The 26,300-nt window shown below is 72.3% G+C and carries 25 protein-coding genes; 15 read left to right on the top strand and 10 right to left on the bottom strand.

From position 1 onward, the window contains the following. The first annotated feature begins 4 nt into the window (after window positions 1–4). The 6 genes from ACSDR0_RS05985 (at window position 5) to alc (ending at window position 6,600) form a co-directional block, all read left to right on the top strand. The gene (locus ACSDR0_RS05985; RefSeq protein ID WP_435287715.1) at window positions 5–880 is read left to right on the top strand and encodes an FAD binding domain-containing protein; all 876 of its coding nucleotides are present in this window, start codon (window positions 5–7) and stop codon (window positions 878–880) included. Next, entirely contained in the window at window positions 880–1,353 is a 474-nt protein-coding gene (locus ACSDR0_RS05980) for a (2Fe-2S)-binding protein (RefSeq protein WP_435287874.1), read from the top strand. The genes ACSDR0_RS05985 and ACSDR0_RS05980 overlap by 1 nt, the downstream gene beginning before the upstream one ends. Further along, complete coding sequence (locus ACSDR0_RS05975; protein WP_435287714.1) at window positions 1,350–2,765, top strand: 8-oxoguanine deaminase; 1,416 nt, start codon at window positions 1,350–1,352, stop codon at window positions 2,763–2,765. The genes ACSDR0_RS05980 and ACSDR0_RS05975 overlap by 4 nt, the downstream gene beginning before the upstream one ends. Window positions 2,766–2,923: 158 nt before the next feature. Continuing rightward, the gene (locus tag ACSDR0_RS05970) at window positions 2,924–4,165 is read left to right on the top strand and encodes a glycerate kinase (RefSeq protein ID WP_435287713.1); all 1,242 of its coding nucleotides are present in this window, start codon (window positions 2,924–2,926) and stop codon (window positions 4,163–4,165) included. Between the two features lie 24 nt (window positions 4,166–4,189). Then, window positions 4,190–5,503 (top strand): allantoinase AllB, encoded by a 1,314-nt coding sequence (gene allB / locus ACSDR0_RS05965; RefSeq protein ID WP_435287712.1) that lies wholly within the window; start codon window positions 4,190–4,192, stop codon window positions 5,501–5,503. 143 nt (window positions 5,504–5,646) lie between these two features. Then, window positions 5,647–6,600, top strand: coding sequence for an allantoicase (gene alc, locus ACSDR0_RS05960; RefSeq protein WP_435287711.1), 954 nt, complete (start codon window positions 5,647–5,649; stop codon window positions 6,598–6,600). A gap of 19 nt (window positions 6,601–6,619) precedes the next feature. Here the strand turns inward: alc and pknB are convergent, their stop codons facing one another. The 4 genes from pknB to thiO all read right to left on the bottom strand — a co-directional run bounded on the left by pknB (window position 6,620) and on the right by thiO (window position 10,959). After that, window positions 6,620–8,560 carry a Stk1 family PASTA domain-containing Ser/Thr kinase gene (pknB, locus tag ACSDR0_RS05955; RefSeq protein ID WP_435287710.1) on the bottom strand — a complete coding sequence of 647 codons (1,941 nt, stop codon included), beginning with the start codon at window positions 8,558–8,560 and terminating at the stop codon, window positions 6,620–6,622. Between the two features lie 75 nt (window positions 8,561–8,635). After that, window positions 8,636–9,415 (bottom strand): thiazole synthase, encoded by a 780-nt coding sequence (locus tag ACSDR0_RS05950; RefSeq protein ID WP_435287873.1) that lies wholly within the window; start codon window positions 9,413–9,415, stop codon window positions 8,636–8,638. 24 nt (window positions 9,416–9,439) lie between these two features. Then, the gene (thiS, locus tag ACSDR0_RS05945) at window positions 9,440–9,640 is read right to left on the bottom strand and encodes a sulfur carrier protein ThiS (RefSeq protein ID WP_344745009.1); all 201 of its coding nucleotides are present in this window, start codon (window positions 9,638–9,640) and stop codon (window positions 9,440–9,442) included. Continuing rightward, window positions 9,637–10,959, bottom strand: coding sequence for a glycine oxidase ThiO (gene thiO, locus ACSDR0_RS05940; RefSeq protein WP_435287709.1), 1,323 nt, complete (start codon window positions 10,957–10,959; stop codon window positions 9,637–9,639). Before thiO ends, thiS begins: the two co-directional genes overlap by 4 nt. A 339-nt stretch (window positions 10,960–11,298) precedes the next feature. Here thiO and ACSDR0_RS05935 point away from each other — a divergent pair, with 339 nt between their 5' ends. The 3 genes from ACSDR0_RS05935 to thiE are packed head-to-tail and all read left to right on the top strand — an operon-like array spanning window position 11,299 to window position 13,509. Next, window positions 11,299–12,465, top strand: coding sequence for an NAD(P)/FAD-dependent oxidoreductase (locus tag ACSDR0_RS05935; RefSeq protein WP_435287708.1), 1,167 nt, complete (start codon window positions 11,299–11,301; stop codon window positions 12,463–12,465). 50 nt (window positions 12,466–12,515) lie between these two features. Further along, window positions 12,516–12,890, top strand: coding sequence for an Rv2175c family DNA-binding protein (locus ACSDR0_RS05930; RefSeq protein WP_329092950.1), 375 nt, complete (start codon window positions 12,516–12,518; stop codon window positions 12,888–12,890). Beyond that, window positions 12,868–13,509 carry a thiamine phosphate synthase gene (gene thiE, locus ACSDR0_RS05925; RefSeq protein WP_435287707.1) on the top strand — a complete coding sequence of 214 codons (642 nt, stop codon included), beginning with the start codon at window positions 12,868–12,870 and terminating at the stop codon, window positions 13,507–13,509. The genes ACSDR0_RS05930 and thiE overlap by 23 nt, the downstream gene beginning before the upstream one ends. Before the next feature lie 163 nt (window positions 13,510–13,672). Here the strand turns inward: thiE and ACSDR0_RS05920 are convergent, their stop codons facing one another. Beyond that, a complete protein-coding gene (locus ACSDR0_RS05920; RefSeq protein ID WP_435287706.1) occupies window positions 13,673–14,740 on the bottom strand; it encodes a polyprenyl synthetase family protein in 1,068 nt (355 codons plus the stop codon). 415 nt (window positions 14,741–15,155) lie between these two features. Between ACSDR0_RS05920 and metF the strand changes: the two genes are divergently transcribed. After that, a complete protein-coding gene (metF, locus tag ACSDR0_RS05915; RefSeq protein ID WP_435287705.1) occupies window positions 15,156–16,088 on the top strand; it encodes a methylenetetrahydrofolate reductase [NAD(P)H] in 933 nt (310 codons plus the stop codon). 204 nt (window positions 16,089–16,292) lie between these two features. On the opposite strand, the gene ACSDR0_RS05910 is transcribed toward metF, so the two are convergent. Both ACSDR0_RS05910 and ACSDR0_RS05905 read right to left on the bottom strand, forming a co-directional pair. After that, the gene (locus ACSDR0_RS05910) at window positions 16,293–16,841 is read right to left on the bottom strand and encodes a GNAT family N-acetyltransferase (RefSeq protein ID WP_435287704.1); all 549 of its coding nucleotides are present in this window, start codon (window positions 16,839–16,841) and stop codon (window positions 16,293–16,295) included. Window positions 16,842–17,080: 239 nt separating this feature from the next. After that, entirely contained in the window at window positions 17,081–17,557 is a 477-nt protein-coding gene (locus ACSDR0_RS05905) for a YbaK/EbsC family protein (protein WP_435287703.1), read from the bottom strand. A 119-nt stretch (window positions 17,558–17,676) separates the two neighbouring features. On the opposite strand from ACSDR0_RS05905, the gene ACSDR0_RS05900 reads away from it, so the two are divergent. Beyond that, on the top strand, window positions 17,677–18,495 hold the full coding sequence (locus ACSDR0_RS05900) for a L,D-transpeptidase family protein (protein WP_435287702.1): 819 nt from the start codon (window positions 17,677–17,679) through the stop codon (window positions 18,493–18,495). 380 nt (window positions 18,496–18,875) lie between these two features. Further along, entirely contained in the window at window positions 18,876–19,322 is a 447-nt protein-coding gene (locus ACSDR0_RS05895; protein ID WP_435287701.1) for an SAV_6107 family HEPN domain-containing protein, read from the top strand. Window positions 19,323–19,452: 130 nt separating this feature from the next. On the opposite strand, the gene ACSDR0_RS05890 is transcribed toward ACSDR0_RS05895, so the two are convergent. The 3 genes from ACSDR0_RS05890 to ACSDR0_RS05880 all read right to left on the bottom strand — a co-directional run bounded on the left by ACSDR0_RS05890 (window position 19,453) and on the right by ACSDR0_RS05880 (window position 23,046). Further along, complete coding sequence (locus ACSDR0_RS05890; RefSeq protein WP_435287700.1) at window positions 19,453–20,586, bottom strand: PP2C family protein-serine/threonine phosphatase; 1,134 nt, start codon at window positions 20,584–20,586, stop codon at window positions 19,453–19,455. A 214-nt stretch (window positions 20,587–20,800) separates the two neighbouring features. After that, on the bottom strand, window positions 20,801–21,295 hold the full coding sequence (gene bldD, locus ACSDR0_RS05885) for a transcriptional regulator BldD (protein ID WP_435287699.1): 495 nt from the start codon (window positions 21,293–21,295) through the stop codon (window positions 20,801–20,803). A gap of 506 nt (window positions 21,296–21,801) precedes the next feature. Continuing rightward, window positions 21,802–23,046 (bottom strand): arginine deiminase, encoded by a 1,245-nt coding sequence (locus ACSDR0_RS05880; RefSeq protein WP_435287698.1) that lies wholly within the window; start codon window positions 23,044–23,046, stop codon window positions 21,802–21,804. Between the two features lie 284 nt (window positions 23,047–23,330). On the opposite strand from ACSDR0_RS05880, the gene pyrR reads away from it, so the two are divergent. The 3 genes from pyrR to ACSDR0_RS05865 are packed head-to-tail and all read left to right on the top strand — an operon-like array spanning window position 23,331 to window position 26,157. Continuing rightward, window positions 23,331–23,912, top strand: a complete 582-nt coding sequence (pyrR, locus tag ACSDR0_RS05875) for a bifunctional pyr operon transcriptional regulator/uracil phosphoribosyltransferase PyrR (protein ID WP_435287697.1) — start codon at window positions 23,331–23,333, stop codon at window positions 23,910–23,912. Further along, window positions 23,909–24,838, top strand: a complete 930-nt coding sequence (locus ACSDR0_RS05870; protein ID WP_435287696.1) for an aspartate carbamoyltransferase catalytic subunit — start codon at window positions 23,909–23,911, stop codon at window positions 24,836–24,838. Before pyrR ends, ACSDR0_RS05870 begins: the two co-directional genes overlap by 4 nt. Next, window positions 24,838–26,157 carry a dihydroorotase gene (locus ACSDR0_RS05865; protein ID WP_435287695.1) on the top strand — a complete coding sequence of 440 codons (1,320 nt, stop codon included), beginning with the start codon at window positions 24,838–24,840 and terminating at the stop codon, window positions 26,155–26,157. Before ACSDR0_RS05870 ends, ACSDR0_RS05865 begins: the two co-directional genes overlap by 1 nt. Window positions 26,158–26,300 lie beyond the last annotated feature (143 nt).

The following is a 26,300-nucleotide window of genomic DNA, read 5'->3' as shown; positions in this document are numbered from 1 at the left end:
GACCATGGATTTCCTGCGACCCGCCACGTGGGCGGAGGCACTGACCGCCAAGGCGGAGCGGCCGGAGGCGGTGCCCATCCAGGGCGGCACCGACATGATGGTCGAGCTCAACTTCGACGTGCGGCGGCCCGGCGCGCTGCTCGACCTGAACCGGGTCGCCGAGCTCGCGGGGTGGGGCGAGGAGCCCGACGGCAGGCTCAGGGTCGGCGCGGGCGTGACGTACGCGCGGTTGATCGCCGAGCTGGGCGACCGGCTGCCCGGCCTGGCCCAGGCCTCCCGCACGGTCGGCTCGCCGCAGATCCGCAACCGGGGCACCGTGGGGGGCAACCTCGGCGCGGCCTCGCCCGCGGGGGACAGCCACCCGCCGCTGCTGGCCGGGGACGCGGTCGTCGAGGTCGAGTCCGCCGCCAGGGGTGTGCGGATGATCCCGGCCGCCGACTTCTACCTCGGGGTCAAGCGCAGCGCGCTGGAGGCCGACGAGCTGATCCGGGCGTTCTGGATGAGCCCCGCGAGCGGCCCCCAGTACTTCTCCAAGGTCGGCACCCGCAACGCCATGGTGATCGCGGTCTGCTCGTTCGCGATCGCGCTCCACCCCGGCGAGCGCCGGGTCGGCACCGGCATCGGCTCGGCCGCCCCGACCCCCCGCCGCGCCGTCGCCGCCGAGGAGTTCCTCGCCGCCGAACTCGACTGGGAGGCGCGGCTCGACCCCGCGGTGCTCGCGCGTTTCGGGGAGCTGGCCGCCGGGGCCGCCTCGCCGATCGACGACGTGCGCGGCACCGCCGGCTACCGGCGCCACGCCATCGCGGTGATGGCGCGACGCACCCTCACCTGGGCGTGGAACGAGTTCCGCTCCGGACATTTCGAGAGGAGGGCCGGATGATGCGCGTCACCTTCACCGTCAACGGCCGCAGGGAGACCGCCGACGACGTCTGGGAGGGCGAGAGCCTCCTGTACGTCCTGCGCGAGCGGGTCGGCCTGCCGGGTTCCAAGAACGCCTGCGAGCAGGGCGAGTGCGGCTCCTGCACGGTCTACCTCGACGGGATCCCCGTCTGCGCGTGCCTGGTCGCGGCCGGGCAGGCCGAGGGCCGGCAGGTCCGCACCGTCGAGGGGCTCGCCGACGGCGACCGGCTCGACCCGATCCAGGAGGCCTTCGTCGAGTGCGGCGCCGTCCAGTGCGGCTTCTGCACCCCCGGCCTCCTCGTCCAGGCCCACGACCTGATCGAACGGGTCGCGCGGCCGTCCGACGCGGAGATCCGCGAGGCCCTGGCGGGCAACCTGTGCCGGTGCACCGGCTACGAGAAGATCCTCGACGCCGTACGCCTCGCGGCGGCGCGGAAGGCGGAGGCCTCGTGAGCGCGCCCCTGGCCGAGAACGTCCACGCGAGTTCCATCCTGATCGAGAACGTCCACATCGCCCCGGTCGTGGGCCAGGAGATCCCCTCGGGGCACATCCACGTCGAGGGCGACAGGATCGTGGCCGTGGGCGCGGGCCCCGCGCCGGACGTCCCGGGAGCGACCAGGATCGACGGCGCGGGCTGCCTCGCGACCCCCGGCCTGGTCAACACCCACCACCACCTCTACCAGTGGGCCTCCCAGGGGCTCGCCCAGGACGCCACCCTGTTCGAGTGGCTGACGGCGCTCTACCAGGTGTGGGCCGCCATGGACGCCGAGGTCGTCAGGGGCGCGGCGGGCGCGGGGCTGGGCTACCTGGCCCTGTCGGGCTGCACCACCTCCAGCGACCACCACTACATCTTCCCGAAGGGGCGCGGGGACCTGTTCGCCGCGGAGATCGAGGCGGCGAGGCAGGTCGGCCTCCGCTTCCACCCCGCCCGGGGCTCGATGGACCGGGGGAGGTCGCAGGGCGGCCTGCCGCCGGACGTCGTGGTCGAGCGGCTCGACGAGATCCTCGACGCGACGGCCGAGGCCGTCGACACCTATCACGATTCGTCCTTCTCCTCCATGCTCCGCGTCGCGGTCGCCCCCTGCTCGCCGTTCTCCGTCAGCGCCGACCTGATGACCGAGGCCGCCGCGCTGGCCAGGTCCAAGGGCGTGCGCCTGCACACCCACCTCGCCGAGACCCTCGACGAGGAGGAGCACTGCCTGCGGCAGGTCGGGCAGCGCCCGGTCGGCTACATGGAGAAACTCGGCTGGCTCGGCCCGGACGTGTGGTTCGCCCACGCCGTCCACCTGAGCGACGAGGACATCGACGTCTTCGCCCAGACCGGTACGGGTTCGGCGCACTGTCCCAGCTCCAACGGCCGCCTCGGCGCCGGGATCGCCCGCGTCTCCGAGATGCTCCACCGGGGCGCGAACGTCGGGCTGGGGGTGGACGGCAGCGCCTCGGCCGAGCTGACCTCCCTCTCCGGCGAGATGCGGCAGGCCCTGCTGTTCCAGCGGGCCAGGTACGGGCCCACCGCGCTCACCGCCCGGCAGGCCCTGGAGATCGCCACCCTCGGAGGGGCGAAGAACCTGGGCCGTCAGGAGGAACTCGGCTCCCTGGAGGCCGGGAAGCTCGCCGACATCGCCCTCTGGCGCACCGGGGCCTTCGCCTCCGCGGTCGCCGACCCGGTCTGCGCCCTGGTCTTCGGCACCCGGCAGCCCCCGCTGGCCCGGCTGCTGGTCGGCGGCCGGACCGTCGTCGAGGACGACGAGCTGCGTACCGTCGCCCAGGACGAGCTCGGCCGCGCGGGAGGCGAGGCGCACCGCCGCCTCATGCGCCTGGCGGAGGAGCAGGGCTTCACGGCGGCCAAGGAGGTCGGCGGATGAGCGGTGGCCCGGCCCGCTCGCCGGGGGGACCGGGCGTCGAGGGCGTGCGGGGCCGGATGTGATGATGGTCATCCGTCTCATCGGGTTCCGGCATCCGCCTCCCGTCCGCTCGTACCGGCCGGGGACGCGTGCCCCCCATCCGTCACCAGGGAGCAGGGTTGTCTGAGTCGTCGGGACACGTCGTGATCGCCCCGGACAAGTTCAAGGGCTCGCTGACCGGCGCCGAGGTCGCCGCGTGGGTCGCGGCGGGCCTCGGGCCCGGCGTCGCCACGGTCGCGCTGCCGGTGGCCGACGGCGGTGACGGCACCGTGGACGCGGTCGTGGCCTGCGGGTTCACCCGCGTCGAGGTCGAGGTCACCGGGCCCGTCGGCGAACCGGTCCTCGCCTCCTACGCCTGGCGCGACGCCTCCTCACCCCAGGGCGCCCTCCCGGGGCAGGACGTGCCGACGGCGGTCGTCGAGCTGGCCGAGGCGTCCGGCCTGCGGCGGCTGCCGGTCGCCTCCGGGCCCGCCACCCCGGCGGGATCCCCCGCGCACGAGGGCGTCGAGCTGGCCCCGCTCACCGCGACCAGCCACGGCACCGGCGAGCTGATCGCCCACGCCGTACGGCGCGGGGCCCGGCGGGTCGTGCTCGGCCTCGGCGGCAGCGCCTGCACCGACGGCGGCACGGGCATGATGCGGGCGCTCGGCGTCCGCTTCCTGGACGCCGAGGGACGGGAACTCCCCTTCGGGGGCGCGGCCCTCCGCGACCTGGAGAGGATCGACACATCCGGACTCCTCGCGATCGGCGACGTCGAGTTCGTCGTCGCGGGTGACGTGGACAACCCGCTGCTCGGCCCGCACGGCGCCGCCGCCGTGTACGGACCGCAGAAGGGCGCGAGCCCCGACGACGTGAAACTGCTCGACCGGTCCCTCGCCCGGCTCGCCGCCGTCGCCGCGCACACCCACGGCCTGGTCGGGGCCATCGAGCACGACGGTGTCGTCCGCTCGATGGGCGTGGCGGGGCGGCCGGGCGCGGGCGCCGCGGGGGGAGTGGGCTTCGCCGCGCTGGCCTTCCTGGCGGCCGACTTCCGTCCCGGCATCGACTATCTCCTGGAGCTGCTCGGCTTCCGCGACCGGCTCGAGGGCGCGCGCCTCGTCATCACCGGCGAGGGCTCGCTCGACGAGCAGACGCTGCGCGGCAAGGCCCCCGCCGGGGTCGCGAGCGCCGCGGCCAAGGCGGGGGTCCCGGTCGTCGCGGTCTGCGGGCGCCGCAGCCTCGGCGACGAGGAGCTGAACGCGGCGGGCATCACGGCCGCCTACGCGCTCACCGACATCGAGCCCGACCCCGCCGTGTGCATGTCCCAGGCGGGCCCGCTGCTGGAGCGGCTCGCCCGCAGGGTCGCGGAAAGGCACCTCTGACAGGCGGGAAGGAACGGAGAGCCGATGAGCGCAGGGGTTGAAGAGGTGCCGGACCTGGTCATCCGGTCCCGCAGGGCCGTGCTGCCCGAAGGAGAGGGACCGGCGGCGGTCTCCGTACGGGACGGGAGGATCGTCGGGGTGCACGCCCACGACGCCGAGCTCGACGCCGTCGAGCGGGTCGACCTCGGCGGCGTCGCGCTGCTGCCCGGACTGGTCGACACCCACGTGCACGTCAACGAGCCCGGCCGCACCCACTGGGAGGGTTTCGCCTCCGCCACCCGGGCGGCCGCGGCGGGCGGGGTGACCACGATCGTGGACATGCCGCTCAACTCGCTGCCGCCGACCGTGAACGCGGACGCCCTGGCCGTGAAGAGGAGGGCCGCGGACGGGCAGTGCGCGGTGGACGTCGCCTTCTGGGGCGGGGCGATCCCCGGCAACACCGGGGACCTGCGGCCGCTGCACGAGGCGGGCGTGCGCGGGTTCAAGTGCTTCCTGTCCCCGTCGGGCGTGGACGAGTTCCCGCCCCTGGACGCGGACGGGCTGCGGGCCGCCATGGTGGAGATCGCCTCCTTCGACGGCCTGCTGGTCGTCCACGCGGAGGACCCCGCACTGCTCGCCGACCCCGAGGGGCCGGGATACCCGGAGTTCCTCGACTCCCGGCCGGGAGAGGCCGAGCGCCGCGCCGTCGAGCGGGTCGCCGCCCTGGCGGGGGAGACCGGGGTGAGGGCGCACATCCTGCACGTGTCGTCCGCGCTCTGCCTGGAACCGCTGGCGAAGGCCCGGCGGGAGGGGGTCAGGCTCACCGCGGAGACCTGCCCGCACTACCTCACGCTGGTGGCCGAGGAGGTGCCCGAGGGCGCCACCCAGTTCAAATGCTGCCCGCCGATCCGCTCCTCGGCCAACCGCGACGAGCTCTGGCGCGGTCTCGCCGACGGGGTGCTCCACTGCGTCGTCTCCGACCACTCGCCGTCCACCCCCGACCTGAAGGTGCCCGACTTCGCCGCCGCCTGGGGCGGGATCTCCTCCCTGCAGCTCGGCCTGACCGCCGTCTGGACCGAGGCGGCACGGCGCGGGCACGGGCTGGGCGACGTCGTGCGCTGGATGGCGGAACACCCGGCCGCGCTGGCCGGGCTGCGCGGCAAGGGTGCCATCGCCGTGGGCGCGGACGCCGACCTGGTCGCCTTCGACGCCGAAGCCGTCCACACCGTGGACGTCTCCGCCCTGCACCACAGGAACCCGGTCACGCCCTACCACGGCAGGACGCTGGTGGGAGAGGTCCGCACGACGTGGCTGCGCGGCCGGGCCGTGGGGAAGGATCCCCGGGGCACCCTCCTCTGAAACGGTCCTGGCCGGACGTTCCGGCTCGGACGACCAAGCCACAACGACCTCCGCCGGAATGACCCCGGTCCGTGGAACGCCCTCGGCGGGGAGCGGAACCGCTCCGGCCGCCGGGCCGGTTCCCCGCGAGAAAGGTTCTCTCCGTGCCCGAATTCACCGCACTGCCCGACCTCGCCCTGCGCACCCTCGGCGGCTCGGTCGTCGCGGCCAACGACGAGTCCTTCGCCGAGAGGGAGAGCCTCATCAGGCCGGGCCGCCCCGGCTTCCTGCCGCACACCTTCGGGGCCAAGGGCCAGGTCTACGACGGCTGGGAGACCCGCAGGCGCCGGGAGCCGGGCCACGACTGGGCCCTGGTCAGGCTCGGCATGCCCGGGGTGGTCAGGGGCGTCGTGATCGACACCGCCTGGTTCAAGGGCAACTACCCGCCGTACGCCTCCGTCGAGGCCACCGAGGTCGAGGGCTACCCGACGGTCGCCGAGCTGGAGGCGGCCGACTGGGTGGAGATCGTTCCCAGGAGCGGCCTCAAGGGGGACGCCGAGCACTTCTTCGCGGTGTCCGGCGAGCGCCGCCACACGCACGTGCGGCTGAACATGTTCCCCGACGGGGGCATCGCCCGCCTGCGGGTGCACGGCGAGATCAGGCCCGACCTGTCCCTGTACGAGGGGCTCGGCCTGGACCTGGCCGCCCTGGAGAACGGCGCGCTCGTCACCGCCTGCTCCAACGAGTTCTACTCCTCGCCCAACAACGCCATCTCACCCGGCCTCGCCCGCCACCAGGCCGAGGGCTGGGAGACCGCCCGCCGCCGCAACGGCGGCAACGACTGGCTGGTGATCCGCCTGGCGGGCTCCGGCGTCGTCGGCCTCGCCGAGATCGACACCACCAACCTGGTGTTCAACGCCCCCGCGGAGGTCTCCGTCACGGGCACCGCGGACGGCGCCACCTGGTTCCCGCTGCTGCCCAGGACCCGCCTGCTGCCCGACACCCGGCACCGCTTCCGCATCCGGGACGCGCCCGCGGCCACGTACGCCAGGGTGGACATCTACCCCGACGGCGGCCTGGCCCGGGTCCGCCTGCACGGTTTCCTCACCGAGGGCTGACCTCGTCCCGGCACCGAGGTCAGTACCAGATGGTGACCTCGGTGCCGGGCGGGACCGCCTGGCCGCCCGCCGGGATCTGGGCCAGGACCCTGCCCTTGCCCAGGGTGCGCCTCATCTTCACCGTGACCCCCGCGGCGCGAAGCTCGTCTCGCGCCGCCCGGTAGTCCTTGAACACGATGTTCGGGACCACCACGATGTTGCCGCCGTTGTCGCCGGGCGGGATCTCGCCCTCGCGCTCCCAGGGCCAGTGCCATTCGCCGCCGCACTGCGACAGGGTCAGCCGGACCACGGCGCCCTTGTCGATCTCGGCCTTGGGCTGCGGGTCCTGGGCGATGACGGTGCACGGCTGGGCGGAGTCGGTCTGCTCGACGAACTCGGGAGTGAACCCGGCCCCGCGCAGCACCCCGTCGGCCTGGTCGCGGGGCATGCCCCTGACGTCCGGCATGACCAGGCCCGCGCTCACGATCAGGTCGACCTTGCTGTTCTCCTTGACCGGGTTTCCCACGGCGGGGACGGTCCGCATCACCTGGCCGCGCGGCACGGTCTCGCTGGGCTGCTTCCTGACGTCGTCGACGCGGAGGGAGAACTTGGCCAGCTCGCTCCTGGCCTGCGGGTCGGTCATGCCCACCACGTTGGGCACCGCCACCCGCTTGGGGCCGGCCGAGGCGATGAGGATCAGCTTGCTCCCCGGCTCGGCCTCGGTGCCCGCCACGGGCTCGGTGCGCAGCACGGTCCCCTTGGGAGCCTTCTCGTCGTGCTCGGCCTTGCCCGTCTCGACCGTGAAGCCGCGCTGCTTGGCCTCGCCGGTGGCGGCCACGACGTTCTTGCCCACCAGGGTGGCGGGCACCACGATGGAGGTGTTCTGCGAGAACAGCCAGCCGGTCACCCCCACCGCGATCACCATGACCACGGACAGGCCGATCAGGAACCAGCGGGCGGCGGACCCCCTGCGCGCCTTGGGAGGGGCCACGTGGCGGTCGGCGGCCGGGCCGGTCAGCAGGTCGGCGCGGGGCTGGATCAGCGTGTGGTTGGCCGGGGCGGGAGGCGCGGGCGCCGCCATCTCGTGGCCGTGCGGCGGGCCGACGGGGACGGACGGCACCGGGCCGCTCTCCCTGGGCAGCATCCGGTGCGCCTCGACGGCGGCGACCAGCAGCGCGGTGGCGTCCGCCGGGCGGTTCGCGGGGTCGCGGGACGTCGCCCTGGCCACCAGGGTGTCGAGCAGCGGGGGAGAGCCGGGCAGCAGCGCCGAGGGCACCGGCACCGTGTCGTGCACGTGCCGGTAGGCGACCGACATCGGGGTCTCGCCCTCGTACGGCTGGCGGCCGGTCAGGAGCTCGAACAGCATGATGCCGGCCGCGTAGACGTCGCTGCGGGCGTCGGCGGCCCCGGAGGTCACCTGCTCGGGCGACATGTAGCCGATGGTGCCGATCATGACACCCGTGCGCGTCTGGTTGCTCGCCTCGATCGCGCGGGCCAGGCCGAAGTCGACGACCTTGACCCGGCCGTCGTCGGCGAGCAGTACGTTCTCCGGCTTGACGTCGCGATGGATCAGGCCGGACTGGTGGGCGGCGCCCAGCGCGGCGAGGACCGGGATCATGACTTCCAGCGCCTCGCGGGCGGGCAGCCTGCCCCGGGCGCGGAGCACGTCGCGCAGGGTCCGCCCCGGCACGTACTCCATCGAGAGGTAGACGTTGTCGCCGTCCGTGCCCTGGTCGAACACGTGCACCACGTTGGGGTGCGACAGGCTGGCCACCGACTTGGCCTCGCCGATGAAGCGCCGCACGAAGGCGGGGTCCTCGGCGAGTGAGCGGTGCATCACCTTGACGGCGACCGTGCGGTCGAGCCGGACGTCCAGGGCCAGATAGACGGTCGCCATTCCGCCCCGGGCGATCCGGGACTCAACGCGGTAACGCCCGTCGAGGAGTTTCCCGACCAGGGGGTCCGTAAGCGTCGTGTCCACGAGGCCGAGTTTACGGGCGATTTGGCGCCGACAGGATGCCTGAATCCCAAACCGATGCCGAGACGTGGTGGTTTTCTATCGATCGACGATCGTCGGCCTGGCGATCGAGGGAGAGGAGGCTTCCGCGTAGCGACGCCGGGGTATCCGCCCGGCCATGCGGGCCGCCCGGCCCGCGGAGACGGCCGAGCGCATCGCCCCCGCCATCAGGTCCGGGCGCTGTGCCCGGGTGACCGCGGTGGCCAGCAGAACCGCGTCGCAGCCCAGCTCCATGGCCAGTGCCGCGTCGCTGGCCGTGCCGATCCCGGCGTCCAGGATCACCGGCACGTTCGCGAACTCCACGATCAGCTCGATGTTGTGCGGGTTGCGGATGCCCAGTCCCGAGCCGATCGGCGCGCCCAGCGGCATCACCGCCGCGCAGCCCGCCTGCTCCAGCCTGCGCGCCAGCACGGGGTCGTCGCCGATGTAGGGCAGCACCACGAACCCGTCGGCGACCAGCCGCTCAGCCGCGTCGAAGGTCTCGATGGGGTCGGGCAGCAGGGTGCGCTCGTCGGCGATGACCTCCAGCTTGACCCAGTTCGTCTCCAGCGCCTCCCTGGCCAGCCTGGCGGTCAGCACGGCCTCGCCGGCGGTGAAGCAGCCCGCGGTGTTCGGCAGCACCTTGATGTCGCGACGGCGCAGCACGTCGAGCACCGAGCCCCGCGCGGCCGGGTCGAGCCGCCGCATCGCGACCGTGGTCAGCTCGGTCCCCGAGGCGGCGAGCGCCTGGTCGAGGATCTCCAGGGACGGGGCGCCCCCGGTGCCCATGATGAGGCGGGAGGAGAACTTCTCGCCGCCGATGATCAGGTCGTCCGCCATGTCCGCCACATCCGTCATCGCCCGTCAACCTCCCTGGACCGCGGTGAGAACCTCGACGCGGTCGGCCTCCGCGAGCGCCGTGGACTCCCAGGCGCCGCGCGAGACGACCTCGTCGTTCACCGCGACGGCCACCCCGCTCCGCACACCGGTCAGCCGCTGTACGGCCTGTGCGACGGTCGCCCCGGGGGGCAACTCGTGCGCGGCGCCGTTGATGGTCACGTTCATCGGTACTCCTGCGGTGTGTGCTCCCGGAGGCGGTGTTCCCTCGGCGGGGTTTCCTGGGAATCGCGGTCCCGGGGGTCGAGGGCCCGGGAGCCGCCGTCCTGGGGGTCGAGGTCCTGGGAGCCGCGGTCTCGGGGGTCGTGTTCCCGGGAGCGGTGCTCGCGGGAAGCGCGCTCCCCGAAGCGGAGGGGCGAGCAGATCGCGGAGAGTCCCGGGCCCGTCTCTCCCGTCTCGTCCACCCCTCCCGTCGCGCCCGTCTCCTCCAAGCAGAGATCGGCGGTGAGCGGCGCGAGCAGGACCCCGCCCCGGTGGTGCCCGGTGGCCAGGCGCAGGCCGGGCACGATCGTGGGACCGATCAGCGGCAGGTTGTCCGGGGTGCCGGGGCGCAGTCCCGCGGCGACCTCGGCCACCTCCAGCTCGGTCACCCCGGGGACGAGCTCCCGCGCGTCGCGCAGCAGTTCCCACAGCCCTCCGGCGGTGACGCGGGTGTCGAAGCCCATCTCCTCCTGGGTGGCGCCGAGGACCGTCTCCCCGTCGCCGCGCGGCACCAGGTAGACGTGCGAGCCGTGTACGACCCCGCGCACGCACCGCCGCAGGATCGGCGCGGGGGAGCGCAGCCGCATGATCTGGCCCTTGACCGGCCGCACCGGGGGCAGCGCCTCCGGGGGCACCCCCTCCAGGGAGCCCGACCAGGCCCCGGCGGCGAGGATCACCAGGTCGGCCCCGACGGTCTCGCCGGTCGCCAGGCGCACCCCGGTGGCCGTTCCCGAGGTCGTGAGCAGCTCGGCCGCGCGGGCGCGGACCAGGGCGCCGCCCGCGCGCTCCAGGGCCGCCAGGAGCGCCGTGGTGACCTTCCTGGGGTCCACCCAGGCGTCACCGCCCGCCAGCAGGCCGCCGCGGACGGCGGGGGCCAGCATGGGCTCCAGGCGGCGGCACTCGCGGCCGGTGAGCCGCTCGGCGGGCAGGCCCAGCTTGGCGGTGAAGGCGGCGAGGTCGTCCAGCGCGGCCAGGTCGTCCGATCCGAAGGCGACGTCGAGCGTGCCGTCGGTGCGGTAGTCGAGGTCGTGCCCGCTGGCGTCCGCCAGCTCGGCGGCGAAGGCGGGCCAGCGCTCCAGGGAGGCCAGGCCCAGCCGCAGCAGCGGCTCCTCGGTGTAGGTGACCTCGCTGACCGGGGCCAGCATGCCCGCCGCCGCGTGCGAGGCGCCGGAGGCCGGTGCGGGGTCGGCCACCGCGACTCTCAGGCCCCGGGTGGCGGCTCGCCACGCCACCGACAGGCCGATCACGCCCCCGCCGACGACGAGGAGATCGAAATGGTCCGCCATACGTGCTCCGCTCCCTTCGCCGGCATGACCCGGATCAGGTTCGTGGCGGTCGAGGGCTCGCTCGCGGCCGTTTCAGGACCTCGCTCGCCCGTGCCGTGCCGGACCGCGCCACGGGGCGCGTCTCCTCGCACATCACCAGCTCACAGGGGTCCTTCTTCGCCCGCAGCCCTCCTCTCAGCCCGGTGCGTTCCGGGCTCCCGCGCGTCTTCTCCCCCCACCCTAAGGGCTCGGACAACACGCTCAGCGCGTCAGATGTGAGGTAAATCCCGTTTTCGTTATCAACGACCGTTGGTAGGAGTACGGGGTTCCCGCTTATGGTCGGGAAGTGTGAATCATGTCGTGGTGGTTGGAGCCGGCCTGGCCGGCGTGCGCAGCGTGGAGGCGTTACGGGCCCGCGGGTTCGGCGGCAAGATCACTTTGATCGGAGAGGAGCGGCACCGGCCCTACGACCGCCCGCCCCTGTCCAAGGGAGTGCTGCTCGGCGAGACCGACTCCACGGTCGTCGACTCCGACCTCGACGCGCTCGAGGTCGACTTCCGTGCGGGCGTGTCCGCCAAGGGGCTCCACCCCGGCGTGGTCGAGACCACCGAGGGTGAGCTGGCCTACGACGGCCTGGTCGTGGCCACCGGCGCCCGCCCGATCAGGCTGCGTGGAGACGGCCCCCAGCACGTGGTGCGCACCATCGACGACGCGCTCCGGCTGCGTTCCCTGCTCGGCGAGGGGACCGCGGTCGCCGTCGTCGGCGCGGGCTGGATCGGTGCCGAGGTGGCCACCGCCGCCCGCAGGGCGGGCTGCGCCGTGACCGTCGTCGAGGCCGCGGACACCCCGCTGGCCGCCGCCCTCGGCCAGGTCGGCGCGTACACCGCCCCCTGGTACGCCGAGGCGGGCGTCGACCTGCGCCTGGGCACCATGGTCGCCTCCGTCGACCACGGGGGCCTCACCCTGGCCGACGGCTCCGCGATCGAGGCCGACGTGGTCGTCACCGGCGTGGGGGTGCGGCCCGCGACCGAGTGGCTGGCCGGGTCCGGCATCAGGCTCGACAACGGCGTGGTCACCGACGAGCACCTGCGCACCTCGCTGCCGGACGTGGTCGCCGTGGGCGACTGCGCGGCCTGGTGGTCGCGCCGCTACGGCCTCCGCCTCCGGGTCGAGCACTGGGACACCGCCCTGGGCGCCCCGGACGTCGCGGCGGCCACGCTCGTCGGCGACGCCGCCGTCTACGACCCGGTCCCTTATTTCTGGTCCGAGCAGTTCGGCCACATGGTCCAGTACGCCGGCCACCACGACGGCGCCCGCATGATCCGGCGCGGCGACCCGGCGGCCGAGGGGAAGCCCAGATGGGCGGTCTGCTGGGTGACCGAGGACGACCGGCTCACCGCGGTACTGTCGGTCAACCGCCCCCGCGACCTCGTCCAGGGACGCCGTCTCATCGAGGGCGGGCAGCGCCTCGACGTCCACCGCCTCACCGACCCTGCGATAGCGTTGCGCGACTGTACGGTGGCGTAACCTCGCCGCCAGGTGTTTGGCGAAGGGCTCGATGTGGTAGTGGTGGATTCGTGACGCTTTCTGTTGCGCAGATCGACCGGGAAACCGACCAGTTGGTGGGCGAGTGGCTCACCCTGACCGAGGTGGCCAGAAGGCTCAACCTGAGCGCCGGTCGCGCCAAGCAACTTCTCAAGGACCGCAAGCTCATCGGAGTGCGCAGGGGCGGCGGCGAGCCGCAGGTCCCCGCCGCGTTCCTCGCCGACGGAGACGTCGTCAAGGGCCTCCCCGGCACCCTCACGGTGCTTCTGGACGCCGGATACGACGACGTCGAATCCCTTCGCTGGCTTTTCACCCCCGACGACACGCTGCCGGGCTCGCCGGTCGACGCGATCGTGGCGGGTCGCCACACCGAGGTGAAGAGACGTGCCCAAGCCCTCGGTTTCTGACGCCCGCCTGTATCTGTGTACGGACGGGCGCCGTGACCGGGGAGATCTCGCGGACTTCCTCGACGCCGCCCTCGCGGGCGGCGTCGACATCGTGCAATTGCGCGAGAAGGGTCTTGAGGCGCGCGAGGAGCTCGATCTCCTCGCCGTCTTCCGCGAGGCCTGCGACCGCCACGGCACCCTCCTGGCCGTGAACGACAGGGCCGACATCGCCTACGCGATCCGTCCCGACGTGCTCCACCTCGGCCAGGATGATCTGCCGGTACGGGTCGCGCGCGACATACTCGGCGACGACATCCTCATCGGGCGTTCCACTCACGCCCCCGAGGAGGCGTCCGCCGCGGCCGTCGAGCCCGGTGTCGACTACTTCTGCTGCGGCCCGATCTGGCCGACGCCCACCAAGCCCGGCAGGTTCGCCCCGGGCCCCGGCCTGCTCAGGCATGCCGCGGCGCTGGAGACCGACCGGCCCTGGTTCGGCATCGGCGGCATCGACCTCGCCAACCTGGACGAGGTCATGTCGTACGGCGTGCGCCGGGTCGTGGTCGTGCGGGCCATCACCGAGGCCGACGACCCCAAGGCGGCGGCCGAGGAGTTCAAGCGGAGGCTGGCCGCCCCCGCCTGAGGCCATCCGCCCGGCGAGGACCGTTTCCCCGGCCGGGCGGTCCGGCCTGTTCGCCGAATTCTCCGGCCGGGCGGTCTGCTTTGTTCGCCGAATTCTCCGGCCGGGAGGTCCGGTCTGTTCGCCGACCCGTCGCGGACCGGCCGGGTGTGCCCCGGACGCGCGGTCAGGTCCGCCGGGAGGTGGCGGCCACCGCGAGGTCGGCCAGGGCCGCGCGGGCCTCGGGCAGGATCGGAGCGCCCTCCAGCGAGCCGAGGGCGTTCTCCAGATACCCCTTGATCAGGTCCTCGCACGCCACGAGGGCCCCCGTCTCCTCGATGATCCGGCGCAGCCGGTCGATCCCGGCCTCGTCCAGGCCGGGATCGCCGAGCGTGGTGCGCACCACCTGGGCCTGGGATTCCGAGGCCACGGCGAGCGTGCGGGCGATGAGCATCGTCCGCTTGCCCTCTCGAAGATCGTCGCCGGCCGGTTTGCCGGTCTCGTCCGGGTCGCCGAACACGCCGAGGATGTCGTCGCGCAACTGGAAGGCGATGCCCACGGACTGCCCGTACTCCTCGCAGAGCCGGTCGATCCAGGGCTCCCTGCCCCGGGCCGCCAGCACCAGGCCGAGCCTGAGCGGCTGCTCCACGGAATACTTGCCGCTCTTGAAGAGGGCGACCCGCAGCGCGCTGTCGAAGGTGCCCTCGCCGTGCGCCTGCTCCAGCAGGTCGAAGTACTGCCCGCACATCAGCTCGGTGCGCATGTCGTCGTGGACCTTCTGCGCCGCCGCCAGCGAGGCGGCCGGCAGGCCGCTGTTCCGCCACATCTCCCCGGACCAGATCAGCATCAGGTTGCCCAGCAGGATGGCCGCCCCCTCGCCGAACTGCTCGGCCGAGCCGTGCCAGCCCGCCTTCCTGTGCAGCTCCTCGAACCTGCGGTGCACCGAGGGCATGCCCCGGCGCAGGTCGCTGGCGTCCATCACGTCGTCGTGCACCAGGGCGCTGGCCTGGAGCAGCTCCAGCGAGGCCGCGGCGGAGAAGAGCGCGGGATCGTCACCCCCGCCCGCGCCGCGCCAGCCCCAGTAGCAGAAGGCGGGTCGCAGCCGCTTGCCACCCGCGAGGAAGTCCTCGGCCGCAGAGACGAGCGGCGCCAGCTCCGGAGCGCTGACCTGCGGGCGCTGCTGTTCGACGAATCGCCGAAGAGAACGGTCCACCTCGGAGCGGATCGTGTCCAGCGCGGCTGCAGAAGTGATCATCGAATACCTCCAGTGTGGAGACCCTGGGCTTCAGCTCTGGGGGGAAAACGCGGTACGACGCCGTACGTCCCGGCGGCGTGACCGGCGGTGATGACACCCCGACCACCGTACGCATGATCGACAAGATCCTCTCCGCCGGCCCGGCGGAGAGGTGGAACGCCTGTGGGACCAATGTGGGGCACGACACCTCCGGGTTCCGTGCGACGGGCATGCGGCAGGAAACCCAATCTATGAAAATTGGAATCCCCCGGCTTCGGCGGCAGGAGGAGGTCAGGTAATGAGATTAACGGTCCAAGGGGACATTTCGATCTAGAGGGGTGGTTGTTTTACGCGGTAATTGTCACAAGCCCGTTCCGCGGGCGGCGGGGAAGATCTGTCCGGGCGCCCGGACGGCCGGGCAAGTATCCTTGACCCCATGGCTCTGGGTCGCGCATCTGTCCTCCCTGATCGTGTCGCCACCGTCCGCGAGCTCCTCGCCGCCGGTGCCCGCTCGTTCTCCTTCGAGTTCTCCCCCCCGAAGACCGACGAGGGGGAGCGTCAGCTCTGGCGCGCGGTTCGCGAGCTGGAATCGCTGCACCCCACCTTCGTGTCCGTCACCTACGGCGCGGGCGGCAGCACCCGCGACCGCACGGTCGACATCGTCGAGCGGCTCGCCCACGAGACCACGCTCACCCCGGTCGCCCACTTCACCGCCGTCAACCACTCCGTCCGCGAGCTGCGCCACCTGATCGGCCGCTTCGCGGGAGCGGGGGTGCGCAACATCCTCGCCGTGCGGGGCGACCCGCCCGGCGACGTGACCGGCGAGTGGGTGCGCCACCCCGAGGGCGTCCTGTACGCCGAGGAGCTCGTCCGGCTGATCCGCCAGTCCGGCGACTTCTGCGTGGGCGTGGCCGCCTTCCCCTACAAGCACCCCAGGTCGGGCTCGATCGAGTCGGACACCGAATACTTCGTGCGCAAGTGCCGTGCGGGCGCCGATTACGCGATCACCCAGATGTTCTTTCGTGCCGAGGACTACCTACGGTTGCGCGACCGGGTGGCGGCCAGCGGGTGTGACACGCCGATCATCCCCGGCATCATGCCCGTCACGCAGATGAGCACCATCGCCAGGTCCGAGCAGCTCTCCGGCGCGCCGTTCCCGCCGGAGGTGGCCGAGAGGTTCGCGGCCGTCGCCGACGACCCGGCCGCGGTGCGCAGCCTCGGCATCGAGCACGCCGCCGAGCTCTGCCAGACCCTGCTCGACGAGGGCGCCCCCGGCATCCACTTCATCACCTTCAACCGCTCCAGCGCGACCCGCGAGGTCTTCCAGGCCCTCGACCACACGTCGCCGACCGCCCCGCTGCCGGTCTGACGCCGCCGGGCCGCCCCCGGCCCCGCCTGGGACGCGGCACCCGGGGCCTGGCGTGGCCGCCCGGTCCCGTCGCACCGTACCCGGCCCGCCTGATCGCGCGGGCCGGTTTCGCGGGAGAGGCGCGCGCCGGTGCGGGACGTCCGGGGAGGGCGGCGTCCCGGCGGAGAACGGGGTCGCGGAGGCCGCCCGCCGGGTGGCGGTGGCTCAGCCGTCCAGCGGCAGGACGGTCCCGAGGATCGCGTAGCGCTCGTGCCCGCCGGGGAAGACGAACTGCGTGAGCAGGTCCACGAAGCCGACGCTCCGATAGAGGTGCCGGGCCGCGGTGGGCTGGTCGCGGGTCGACAGCACGGCGGTGCGCTCCAGGCGGCCCGCGCACATGCCCGTGATCATCGCCCGGCCGATGCCCTTGCCCTGGTAGTCGGGGTGGACGTGGATCTCGGCGAGCTCCAGCGCGTCGCCCAGCCAGCCGCGGGCGCTGCCCTCGCCGTGTTTCTCCGCCAGGGCCCGCCTGACCACGTCGTGCCACCACTGGCCGGGAACCCCGTGGAAGCCGTAGGCGATGCCCACCGGGGTGCCGTCGGAGAGCTCGGCGAACAGGCAGGTGAAGGCGGGATGGGTGGCGTGGTTTCCCATGATGAGCCTGCGGCCGGCGACCTGGTCGGCGGGCGGGTTCATCGCCTCGGTGTAGACGCGCAGGACCGCGTCCAGCCGGAGAGTGAACTCGTCGGGGCCGATCCGTCGCAGTCCGATCACGCGTCGCACCCTAGCAGGGCGGGCGCGGCGCGGGTTTCCGCCAGGTGGGGGAGCGGTATCCGGCGTTCACCACGAGGTTTACCGCCGCCCGGGGCCGGCCCGCAGACCGGCCCCGGGCGGCCTGACCGGCTTCTCGCGGGTGTCGTGCGGGCCGTCCGGGCCGTCCAGGCCGAGCCGGCGCGGTGGGCCCGGCCCGGCGCCGTGTCGTGAGCACGGCGCTCAGGCGTCGCGGAAAGCCGTCATTCGACCTCGACGGGGACCCCGCCGGTGATGCGGACGAGCTCGTCGAAGGAGGTCGGGAAGACGGTGTGCGGATGGCCCGCGGCGGCCCAGACGACCTCGTGCTTACCCAGCCAGGTGTCGACCAGGGTCCTGACCGGGGCGGGGTGACCGATCGGGGCGACGCCGCCGATGACCTGGCCGGTGGCCGCCCGCACGAAGGCGGGGTCGGCGCGCCTCACCCTCGTCACGCCGGCCGTCCTGGCGATCAGGTCGGTGTCGACCCGGTGGGCGCCGCTGGTGAGCACCAGGAGCGGCTCGCCGTCGGCGTCGAATATCAGGCTGTTGGCGATGGCGCCGACCTCGCAGCCGAGCTGCGCGGCCGCGGTGGCGGCGGTCGGGGTGGCCTCCGCGAAGATGACGATCTCGCCGGGAACGCCGTGCTCTCGCAGGACGGCGGCGACCTTCTCGATGTTCGGATGCAACTTTTCTGACACGCGGACACTCTAAACAGATTGACCGTTGATTGCCGGTCTATAACCGGCCTCCTGCGCGGGGAAACCGTGCGCTATGGTCCCTTGACCTGATCCATAGTGATATGAGGAGTTGATTGAAAGTGGGGGTTGGACAGCGGCTGGGAGTGGCCGCGCTGATGACGGCGGGGGCCGTGCTCCTCTCTTCCGCGGGCGTCACCCTTTCCGCGGGTGCCGCCGCGGCCCAGACCTCGGCCTCCCCTGCCACCCCGGCCTCTTCGGCCGTGGCGACCGTGACGGCGGGGGCGGCCCCGTTCGTCGCACCCGGCAGGACGCTCAGGCTCGGCGCGAAGGGCGCCACGGTGAGGACGCTCCAGACCCGGCTGGCCGAGCTCGGCTACGCCCCGGGCAGGATCGACGGCCGCTACGGCGGGGCGACCCTGGCTGCGGTCTGGGCCTTCCAGAAGGTCAACGGCCTCTCGCCGACCAGCACCGTGGCGCGCCGGACCTGGGACGCCCTGGAGGCCCCGCTGGCGCCGAAGGTGCTCGTTCCCAACGGGAAGCCGACCCGGGTCGAGGTCAACCTCGCCAAGCAGGTGATGGTCCTCTACGTCGGCGGCGTGGTGAGGCTGGTCAGCCACACCTCCTCCGGCAGCGGGATCTCCTACTGCGAGACGGCGACCTGGGAGGGCAGGGCCCAGCGGTTCTGCGGCGACGCCCGCACGCCGACGGGCGACTACAAGACCACCTGGCGCAGAGACGGCTGGCACAAGTCCTACCTGGGCCAGCTCTACAACCCGATCTTCTTCAACGGGGGCATCGCCTTCCACGGCGCGCTGTCGGTGCCGCTGGCGCCCGCCTCGCACGGCTGCGTACGGCTGCCGATGCACGTGGCGGAGGTCCTTCCCGGCCTGCTCGGCGCGGGAGTGCCGGTGCACGTCCGGGGCAGGTTCGTCCGGTAGGGCGGCGGAGCGGGCGATCCGGCGGGGGAGACCCCGCCGGCGGCGAACGGGGCCCCGGGAGACGGTGATCTCCCGGGGCCCTTTCGCGTGCCCGCCCGCCCTCACACACCCGAAGATCGAACTTTTGTTCGCCGTTTTACTTGACAGTATTAGTGGTCGAATTTATGTTCGATGTGATGACACGGGGCTCGCGGCTCGTGTTCTAAGGGCGGCCGATCGGGTCCACGTCTTCGGCGAAGACGATCGGGCCAGGTCAGGGCGGGCGGGGAGAGGGGAAGCTCCTCGTCCGGCCGTCCGGTGGGTTTGTCGGTGGGGTCTGAGAGTGTGATACCACCGGCGAAAACGCCGGAGCCGCTTGCGACCAAGGAGGCTGAAGCACTATGACCCCTCGGCTCAGCGATTCCGGTGGGCCCCGGTTGTCCCCCACGGTGCGGGCGCACCTCACAGACGCGCGCGACTGCCTCGAAGAGGCCGCCGCCGCCCGGACCTCCGCCGCGCGTTACGTCGCGGCCCACCTCGCCGCGCTCAGGGCGGCCGCCGCCGTCCTGGCGGCCCGTCCCCGTCCGATGCAGGGCCGCAGGCGCAGGCTGCGCAGCGCCTGGGAGCTGCTGCCCGAGGCCGAGCCCCGCCTGGCCGAGTGGGCCCCCTACTTCGAGACGAGCGCGGCCAAGAGGGCCGCCGCCGAGGCGGGCCTGACCCGCACGGTGTCCTCGCGAGACGCCGAGGAGCTCATCTCCGAGGCCGAGCGCTTCGTCACCACCGTGGAGAAGCTGCTCGGCGTGCCGAGCCAGCCCATGCTCCCCGGCCAGGTCCCCCTAGCCGGTTAGAGCCCGGAGCGGCCTCCCGCCCGGGAGCGCCGCGCCGAGAGCTCACCGGCGCCGTCCCCGTACGTTCCCGTGCCCATCGGTCCTCCCGGCGGGCACGAGGACGTACGGGGACGTTTAACGCCGCCGTTCCTCAGGCCGCCGCCGTGGCGTTCTGACGGGCGGCGCGGTGACGCAGCAGGAGCATGGCCGCGTCGTCGCCCAGCGGCCTGCCCACGTGGTTGAGCAGGTCGGCGCGGAGGGCGTCCAGCGAGTCCTGGGGGTCGGCGCCGTCCAGCAGGTGCGCCCGCTCCAGCAGCGGGTAGAACTCGCCCGCCCCGTCGCGCGCCTCGATGACCCCGTCGGTGTAGAAGAGGACCTGGTCGCCCGGCTCGAACGGGATGTGGTGCGGCTGCGGCTCGCTGGCCTTGAGGGAGCTCATGCCCAGCGGGAGCGCCTCGTCCGGCGGGTCGGCGAACCAGATCCCGCCGTCGGCGCCGAGCACCATGGGCGCCGGGTGGCCGCAGTTGATGACGGTGATGGTGGAACCACCGCTGATCTCGGCCAGCACGGCGGTCACGAACTGCTCGCCGGACAGCTCGCGGGTCAGGGCGTTCTCCAGACGCGCCACGACGCCCTGGAGCGTTCTCTCGTCGTGCGCCGCCTCACGGAAGGCCCCGAGCACCACCGCGGCCGTCTCCACGGCCTCCAGGCCCTTGCCCTGGACGTCTCCCACGATGATCCGGACCCCGTGCGGGGTGGTGACGACCTCGTACAGGTCACCGCCGATCCTGGCCTCGGCCGTGGCGGAGGTGTACGAGACGGCCACGCCGATGCCCGGTCCCGCGCGGCGGGGCACCGGGCGCAGCAGCACCCGCTGGGCGGCCTCGGCCACCGAGCGTACGTCGGCGAGCTGGTGTTCGTGGCGCAGCCGCCCGGCGCTGGCCAGCACGCTGGCCACGGTGACGCCGAGGATGGCGAGGAGGGTGATGTCGGTGCGGGGCATCCAGAGGATGTCGTTGTAGGCGCCGAGCGCGAAGCACAGCACCAGGGCGACGACGCCGACCACGGTGGTACGGGCCAGGCCGCACGCCACGCTGGCGAAGGCCGGGCCGAGGGCGAGCAGCGGCAGGAGGCCGGACGTGGGGCCCGTGCCGAAGTCGATCAGGGCCACCACGGCCATGACGACGAACGGCAGGAGTTTCAGGGTGTCCTGGGTCTGGGTGGTGCCGATCGAGGTCAGCAGCCGCAGGAAGGCACGCGTCTTGGTCGATCCCAATGACGCCATGAGAGCGCGGAGACGGTTTTTCGGGCTCGATCGAGAGTGATCAAGCCGATCATCTCCCGGGGCCATGTCCACCACATCTCGCTAAATGCATGTTTGCCTTTTCCTACCACAATGGCTGTAGCCGGGGGCGGGACGAAGGGCACGTTCTGCTGTGAGCAAGATTCTCTGCGGGGTGGGCACGCCGGTTCCGGCGTACCCACGACCGGTCAGGCCGTCAGAAGGACTCGACGGCTCGGCGAGCCTCCGGGTCCAGCACTCCCCAGCTGATGAGCTCCTCGGTGAGCTCGCCGGGGGACTTGTCGTATATCACGGCGAGGGAGCGGAGGTCCTCCTGGCGGATGGACAGCACCTTGCCGTTGTAGTCGCCACGCTGGCTCTGGATGGTGGCCGCGTAACGGGCGAGCGCGCCCGCCTTCTCCTTGGGGAGCTGGGCAAGACGCTCAAGGTCGATCACAAGCTTCGGTGTCGGGCCAAGGGGGCTCGGAGCGGCCCCTCCCGGCAGCAACTCCGAGACCGGCACTCCGTAGAAATCAGCCAGTTCGGCAAGCTTCTGCACGGTGACGGCACGGTCGCCACGCTCGTAGGAGCCGACGACGACCGCCTTCCAGCGCCCGCGGGACTTCTCTTCGACTCCGTGCAGGGACAGGCCCTGCTGGGTGCGAATGGCGCGGAGTCGTGCACCCAGCGACTTGGCGTACTCAGACGGCATGGTGTGGCCCCCCGGCTCTGTTATGTAGTGCTCTCAACTTGATTGTGCTACCTCGCAACTTATGCCCCGTTCACCGGGTTGGCGCCCGGGGTAGGCACCTTCGGTGACCGGTGCGTCAGGGTTCACCCGATAACGCCACGAGGTGTGGTTACGGACAGTGACGGTAAAGCGGTGGGCGCCTAAGGTCAAGCTGATTGGAAAAAAGATGTCGAATCCGGTCCGATGGGGTCCGCCTCAAACGCCGCACTTGTCCTACCGAGCATCGTGAAACCTCCGGTTTTTACGGGACTTCCGCCGGATTCCCGCCTCTTCTGCTGGATTCGAGGCAACGTTGTCGCCGGGCGCGGCGCCGGGCGTATGATCTTGAACGAGGCGTCGGCGGGGAATACCCGGTGCGACGGTCACGTCCGTCCGCGGACGGGGATCGGCGGCGTGCCCGCATGCCCGCCGGGGCGGCGCGGGACGGGCACGCCGGCGTCGACGATCGCGAAGGCGAACGGGGTGCGTCAGACGCCGTCGCGTTCGAGCGGGCAGCTCATGCAGCGCGGGCCGCCCCGGCCGCGGCCCAGCTCGCTGCCCCGGATCGTGATGACCTCGATCCCGTTCTCGCGCAGGTGGTTGTTGGTGGTGGTGTTGCGCTCGTAGGCCACCACCACGCCGGGCCGCAGGGCCAGCACGTTGCAGCCGTCGTCCCACTGCTCCCGCTCGGAGGCGTACACGTCCTGCGTCGCGCTGAGGACCTTGATGTCGTCCAGCCCGATCGCCCGCGCGATGGCCCGGTGCATGTCCTCGGGGGGATGGTCGGTGATCTTGAGTTCCTTCTCGTTGTCGCCGGGCTCGACCGTGTAGGAGGGCAGCATGCCCAGCCCCGCGAACTTGGTGAAGACGCCGACGTCCACGTTGGTCATGACCGTGTCCAGGTGCATGAAGGCCCGCGCCTTCGGCATGTCCAGCGCGACGATCCTCGTCGCCGCCCCCCGCTTGAACAGGCTGCGCGCGAGCATCTCGACCGCCTGGGGCTGGGTGCGCTCGCTGACCCCCACCAGCACCGCGCCCCGGCCGATGACGAGCACGTCGCCGCCCTCGATGGTGGCGGGCGCCGCGGGGATGCCGGGCATCCAGACGTTGTAGCCGCCCTCGTCCGGCCGGTCGTAGCCGGGCGCGAAGGCCGGGTGGTAGCGGTAGATCGCCTCCATGTTGACGGTCTCGCGGCGGCGGGCCTTCTTCCTCATCGCGTTGATCGAGACGCCGTCGTAGATCCAGCAGGAGGTGTCGCGGGTGAACAGGTGGTTGGGCAGCGGGGGCAGGACGAAGTCGTCCGGCCTGAGCGTGTGGAAGGCGAGGCTCTTGGGTTCGGTGCCCATGTCCACCAGCTCGCGCTTGGTGATGCCGCCGGTGAGATAGCGCTGGAGCGTGATGGAGTCCATCGAGTCCAGCGCGTTGCGGATGGCGTCGACGGCCATCGGGCCGAAGTAGCGCTCGTCGGCGACGCCGTCCAGGATGTGCTTGCGCGCCTCGGGGATCTCGACCGTCTCGCGGAGCAGGTCGGAGAGCATGTAGACGGTGACGCCCTGGTCGACCAGGAGCTTCTGCCACTCCTCGTGCTCCTCCACGGCGCGCTGCACCCACAGCACGTCGTCGAAGAGGAAGTCGTCCTTGTTCGACGGCGTGAGCCGTTTCAGGGCGAGTTCCGGCTTGTGCAGCAGGACCTGGTGGAGCCGGCCGACCTCGGAGTCGACGTGAAAGGCCATTTCTCTTCCTTCGCGGCTGGTGAAGAGACCGTCGGGCCGCCTGCGCCCGGCGTGTGATCGTCGTGCTTCGCCTTGGTGCGGATGTAAAGCGCATACCCGAAAGAGCCAAGGAGAAGTCAGCGAAGATCGTGATATTTATTCACTTTTGAGAAGATTGGCAGGGGTGGATCTTCGGCGTTCGCGGAGCGGACCCCTGTTCGAACGAACCGTCACACGGCTGGTACCTTGAAGTCGTTGACTTCCTTTAAGACCCGTCCCGTGAGGCGGGAAAGGTGGTGTTCCCCGTGGCCGAGGCCATTTCGCGTGCGCTCCCGCATGCGCAGGGCGGCGCCCGCGCCGTCCTTGAGCAGCCCGACATCAACCGGGCCCTCATCCGCATCTCCCACGAGATCCTTGAGCGGACCAAGGGCGGCGAGAACGTCGTCCTCCTGGGCATTCCCACCCGCGGCGTCCACCTGGCCCGCCGCCTGGCCGCCCACATCAAGCAGTTCGAGGGCCGCTCGGTCCCCGTCGGCTCCCTCGACGTCACGATGTACCGCGACGATCTCCGGCTGCGCCCCGCCCGCGCGCTGGGCCGCACCGAGCTGCCCGCCGACGGCATCGACGGCAAGGTGGTCGTCCTCGTCGACGACGTCCTCTACTCCGGCCGCACCGTCCGCGCCGCCCTCGACGCCCTCAACGACCTGGGCCGCCCGCAGGCCGTGCAGCTCGCCGCCCTGGTCGACCGGGGCCACCGCGAGCTGCCCATCCGCCCCGACTACGTGGGCAAGAACCTGCCGACCTCCAAGTCCGAGAGCGTCAAGGTCTACCTGGAGGAGAACGACGGCCGCGACGCGGTCCTGCTGCTGAAGGAGGAGGATCGATGAAGCGGCACCTGATCTCCGCGGCCGACCTGACCCGCGACGACGCCCTGCTCATCCTGGACACCGCCGACGAGCTGGCCAAGATCTCGGAACGTTCCATCAAGAAGCTCCCCACCCTGCGGGGCCGCACGGTGGTCAACCTCTTCTTCGAGGACTCCACCCGGACCAGGATCTCCTTCGAGGCCGCGGCCAAGCGCCTGTCGGCCGACGTCATCAACTTCTCCGCCAAGGGCTCCAGCGTCTCCAAGGGCGAGTCGCTCAAGGACACCGCGCTCACCCTGGAGGCGATGGGCGCCGACGCCGTCGTGATCCGCCACGGCGCCTCGGGCGCGCCGCACCGGCTGGCCGGCTGGGTGCGCGGCAGCGTCGTCAACGCCGGCGACGGCACCCACGAGCACCCCACCCAGGCCCTGCTCGACGCCTTCACCATGCGCCGCCGCCTGGGCCCGCTGGACGGCAGGAAGGTCACCATCGTCGGTGACGTGCTGCACAGCCGGGTGGCCCGCTCCAACGTGCTGCTGCTGGCCACGCTCGGCGCCGAGGTGACCCTGGTCGCCCCGCCGACCCTGTTCCCGGTCCAGGTCGACTCCTGGCCGTGCGAGGTCTCCTACGACCTCGACGCGGTGCTGCCCAAGTCCGACGTGGTGATGATGCTGCGCGTGCAGCGCGAGCGCATGAACGCGGCGTTCTTCCCCACCGAGCGGGAGTACAGCCGCCGCTACGGGCTCGACCGCGACCGCGTCGCCAGGATGCCCGACCACGCCATCGTGATGCATCCCGGCCCGATGAACCGGGGTATGGAGATCGCGGCGGAGGTGGCCGACTCGCCGCGCTCGACGATCGTCGAGCAGGTCGCCAACGGCGTGACCGCACGCATGGCCGTCCTGTACCTGCTGCTTGGCGGCGCCGACCTCGGGGGAGAGATCTGATGAACGACCGCATCGGGACCACGCGTGACGGCATCGTCATCAGGGGCGCCAGGATCCTGGGTGGCGAGCCCGCCGACATCCTGATCCGCGACGGCCTCCTGGTGGAGATCGGCCGGGGGCTGACCGGCGGCGAGGTCGTCGAGGCCGAGGGGCTGATCGCCCTGCCCGGCCTGGTCGACCTCCACACCCACCTGCGCGAGCCCGGCCGCGAGGACGCCGAGACCGTCGCCACCGGCACCCGCGCCGCCGCCCTCGGCGGCTACACCGCCGTGCACGCCATGGCCAACACCGAGCCGGTCGCCGACACCGCGGGCGTCGTCGAGCAGGTCTGGCGCCTGGGCCAGGAGGCGGGCCACTGCGACGTGCAGCCCGTCGGCGCCGTCACCGTCGGCCTGGGCGGCGAGCGCCTGGCCGAGCTCGGCGCGATGGCCGACTCCACCGCGCGGGTCAGGGTCTTCTCCGACGACGGCAAATGCGTCTCCGACGCGGTGCTCATGCGCCGCGCCCTGGAGTACGTCAAGGCGTTCGACGGCGTCGTCGCCCAGCACGCCCAGGAGCCGCGCCTGACCGAGGGCGCGCAGATGAACGAGGGCGCGGTCTCGGGGCGGCTGGGCCTGACCGGGTGGCCCGCGGTCGCCGAGGAGGCGATCATCGCCCGCGACTGCCTGCTCGCCGCCCACGTCGGCTCGCGCCTGCACATCTGCCACGTCTCCACGGCCGGTTCCGTCGAGATCATCCGCTGGGCCAAGTCCAAGGGCTGGGACGTCACCGCCGAGGTGACCCCGCACCACCTGCTCCTCACCGACGAGCTGGTCGAGGACTCCCCGGTCGGCGCCTACAACCCGATCTACAAGGTCAACCCGCCGCTGCGCACCCGCGCGGACGTCGAGGCGCTGCGCGAGGCCCTGGCCGACGGCACGATCGACTGCGTGGCCACCGACCACGCCCCGCACCCGGTCGAGGACAAGGAGACCGAGTGGGCCGCCGCGGCCATGGGCATGATCGGCCTGGAGACGGCGCTGGCCGTGGTCCAGGAGGCGATGGTGGACACGGGGCTGCTCGACTGGGCCGGTGTCGCCGAGCGCATGTCCCACGCCCCGGCCAGGATCGGCAGGCTCCAAGGCCACGGGCAGCCGATCGAGACCGGGGCCCCGGCCAACATCACCCTCTACGACCCGTCGGTGCGCGCCGCGGTCGACCCGGCGGGCTACGCTTCCAAGAGCCGCAACACGCCCTACCAGGGGCTGACCCTGCCCGGCCGCGTCGTGGCGACCTTCCTGCGCGGCAGGCCGACCGTCCTGGACGGAAAGCTCACGTGAGGGCCCTCGTCCGCCACGCCCGGGCGGCCGCCGCGATCGCCGCGTCGGATGCCCTCTCCTTTTCCTCCCCGGAACGCGGTGGCGTCCCGTCCGGCAGGGGGACGGCGACCCAACCTGCCGGATATTTCATACTTTGCGGAGCT

The organism is Streptosporangium sp. G11 (genome assembly GCF_051192615.1).
GTDB lineage: Bacteria > Actinomycetota > Actinomycetes > Streptosporangiales > Streptosporangiaceae > Streptosporangium.
The sequence above is the reverse complement of the archived record's forward strand: the minus strand, read 5'-3'. Positions and strand labels throughout refer to the sequence as shown.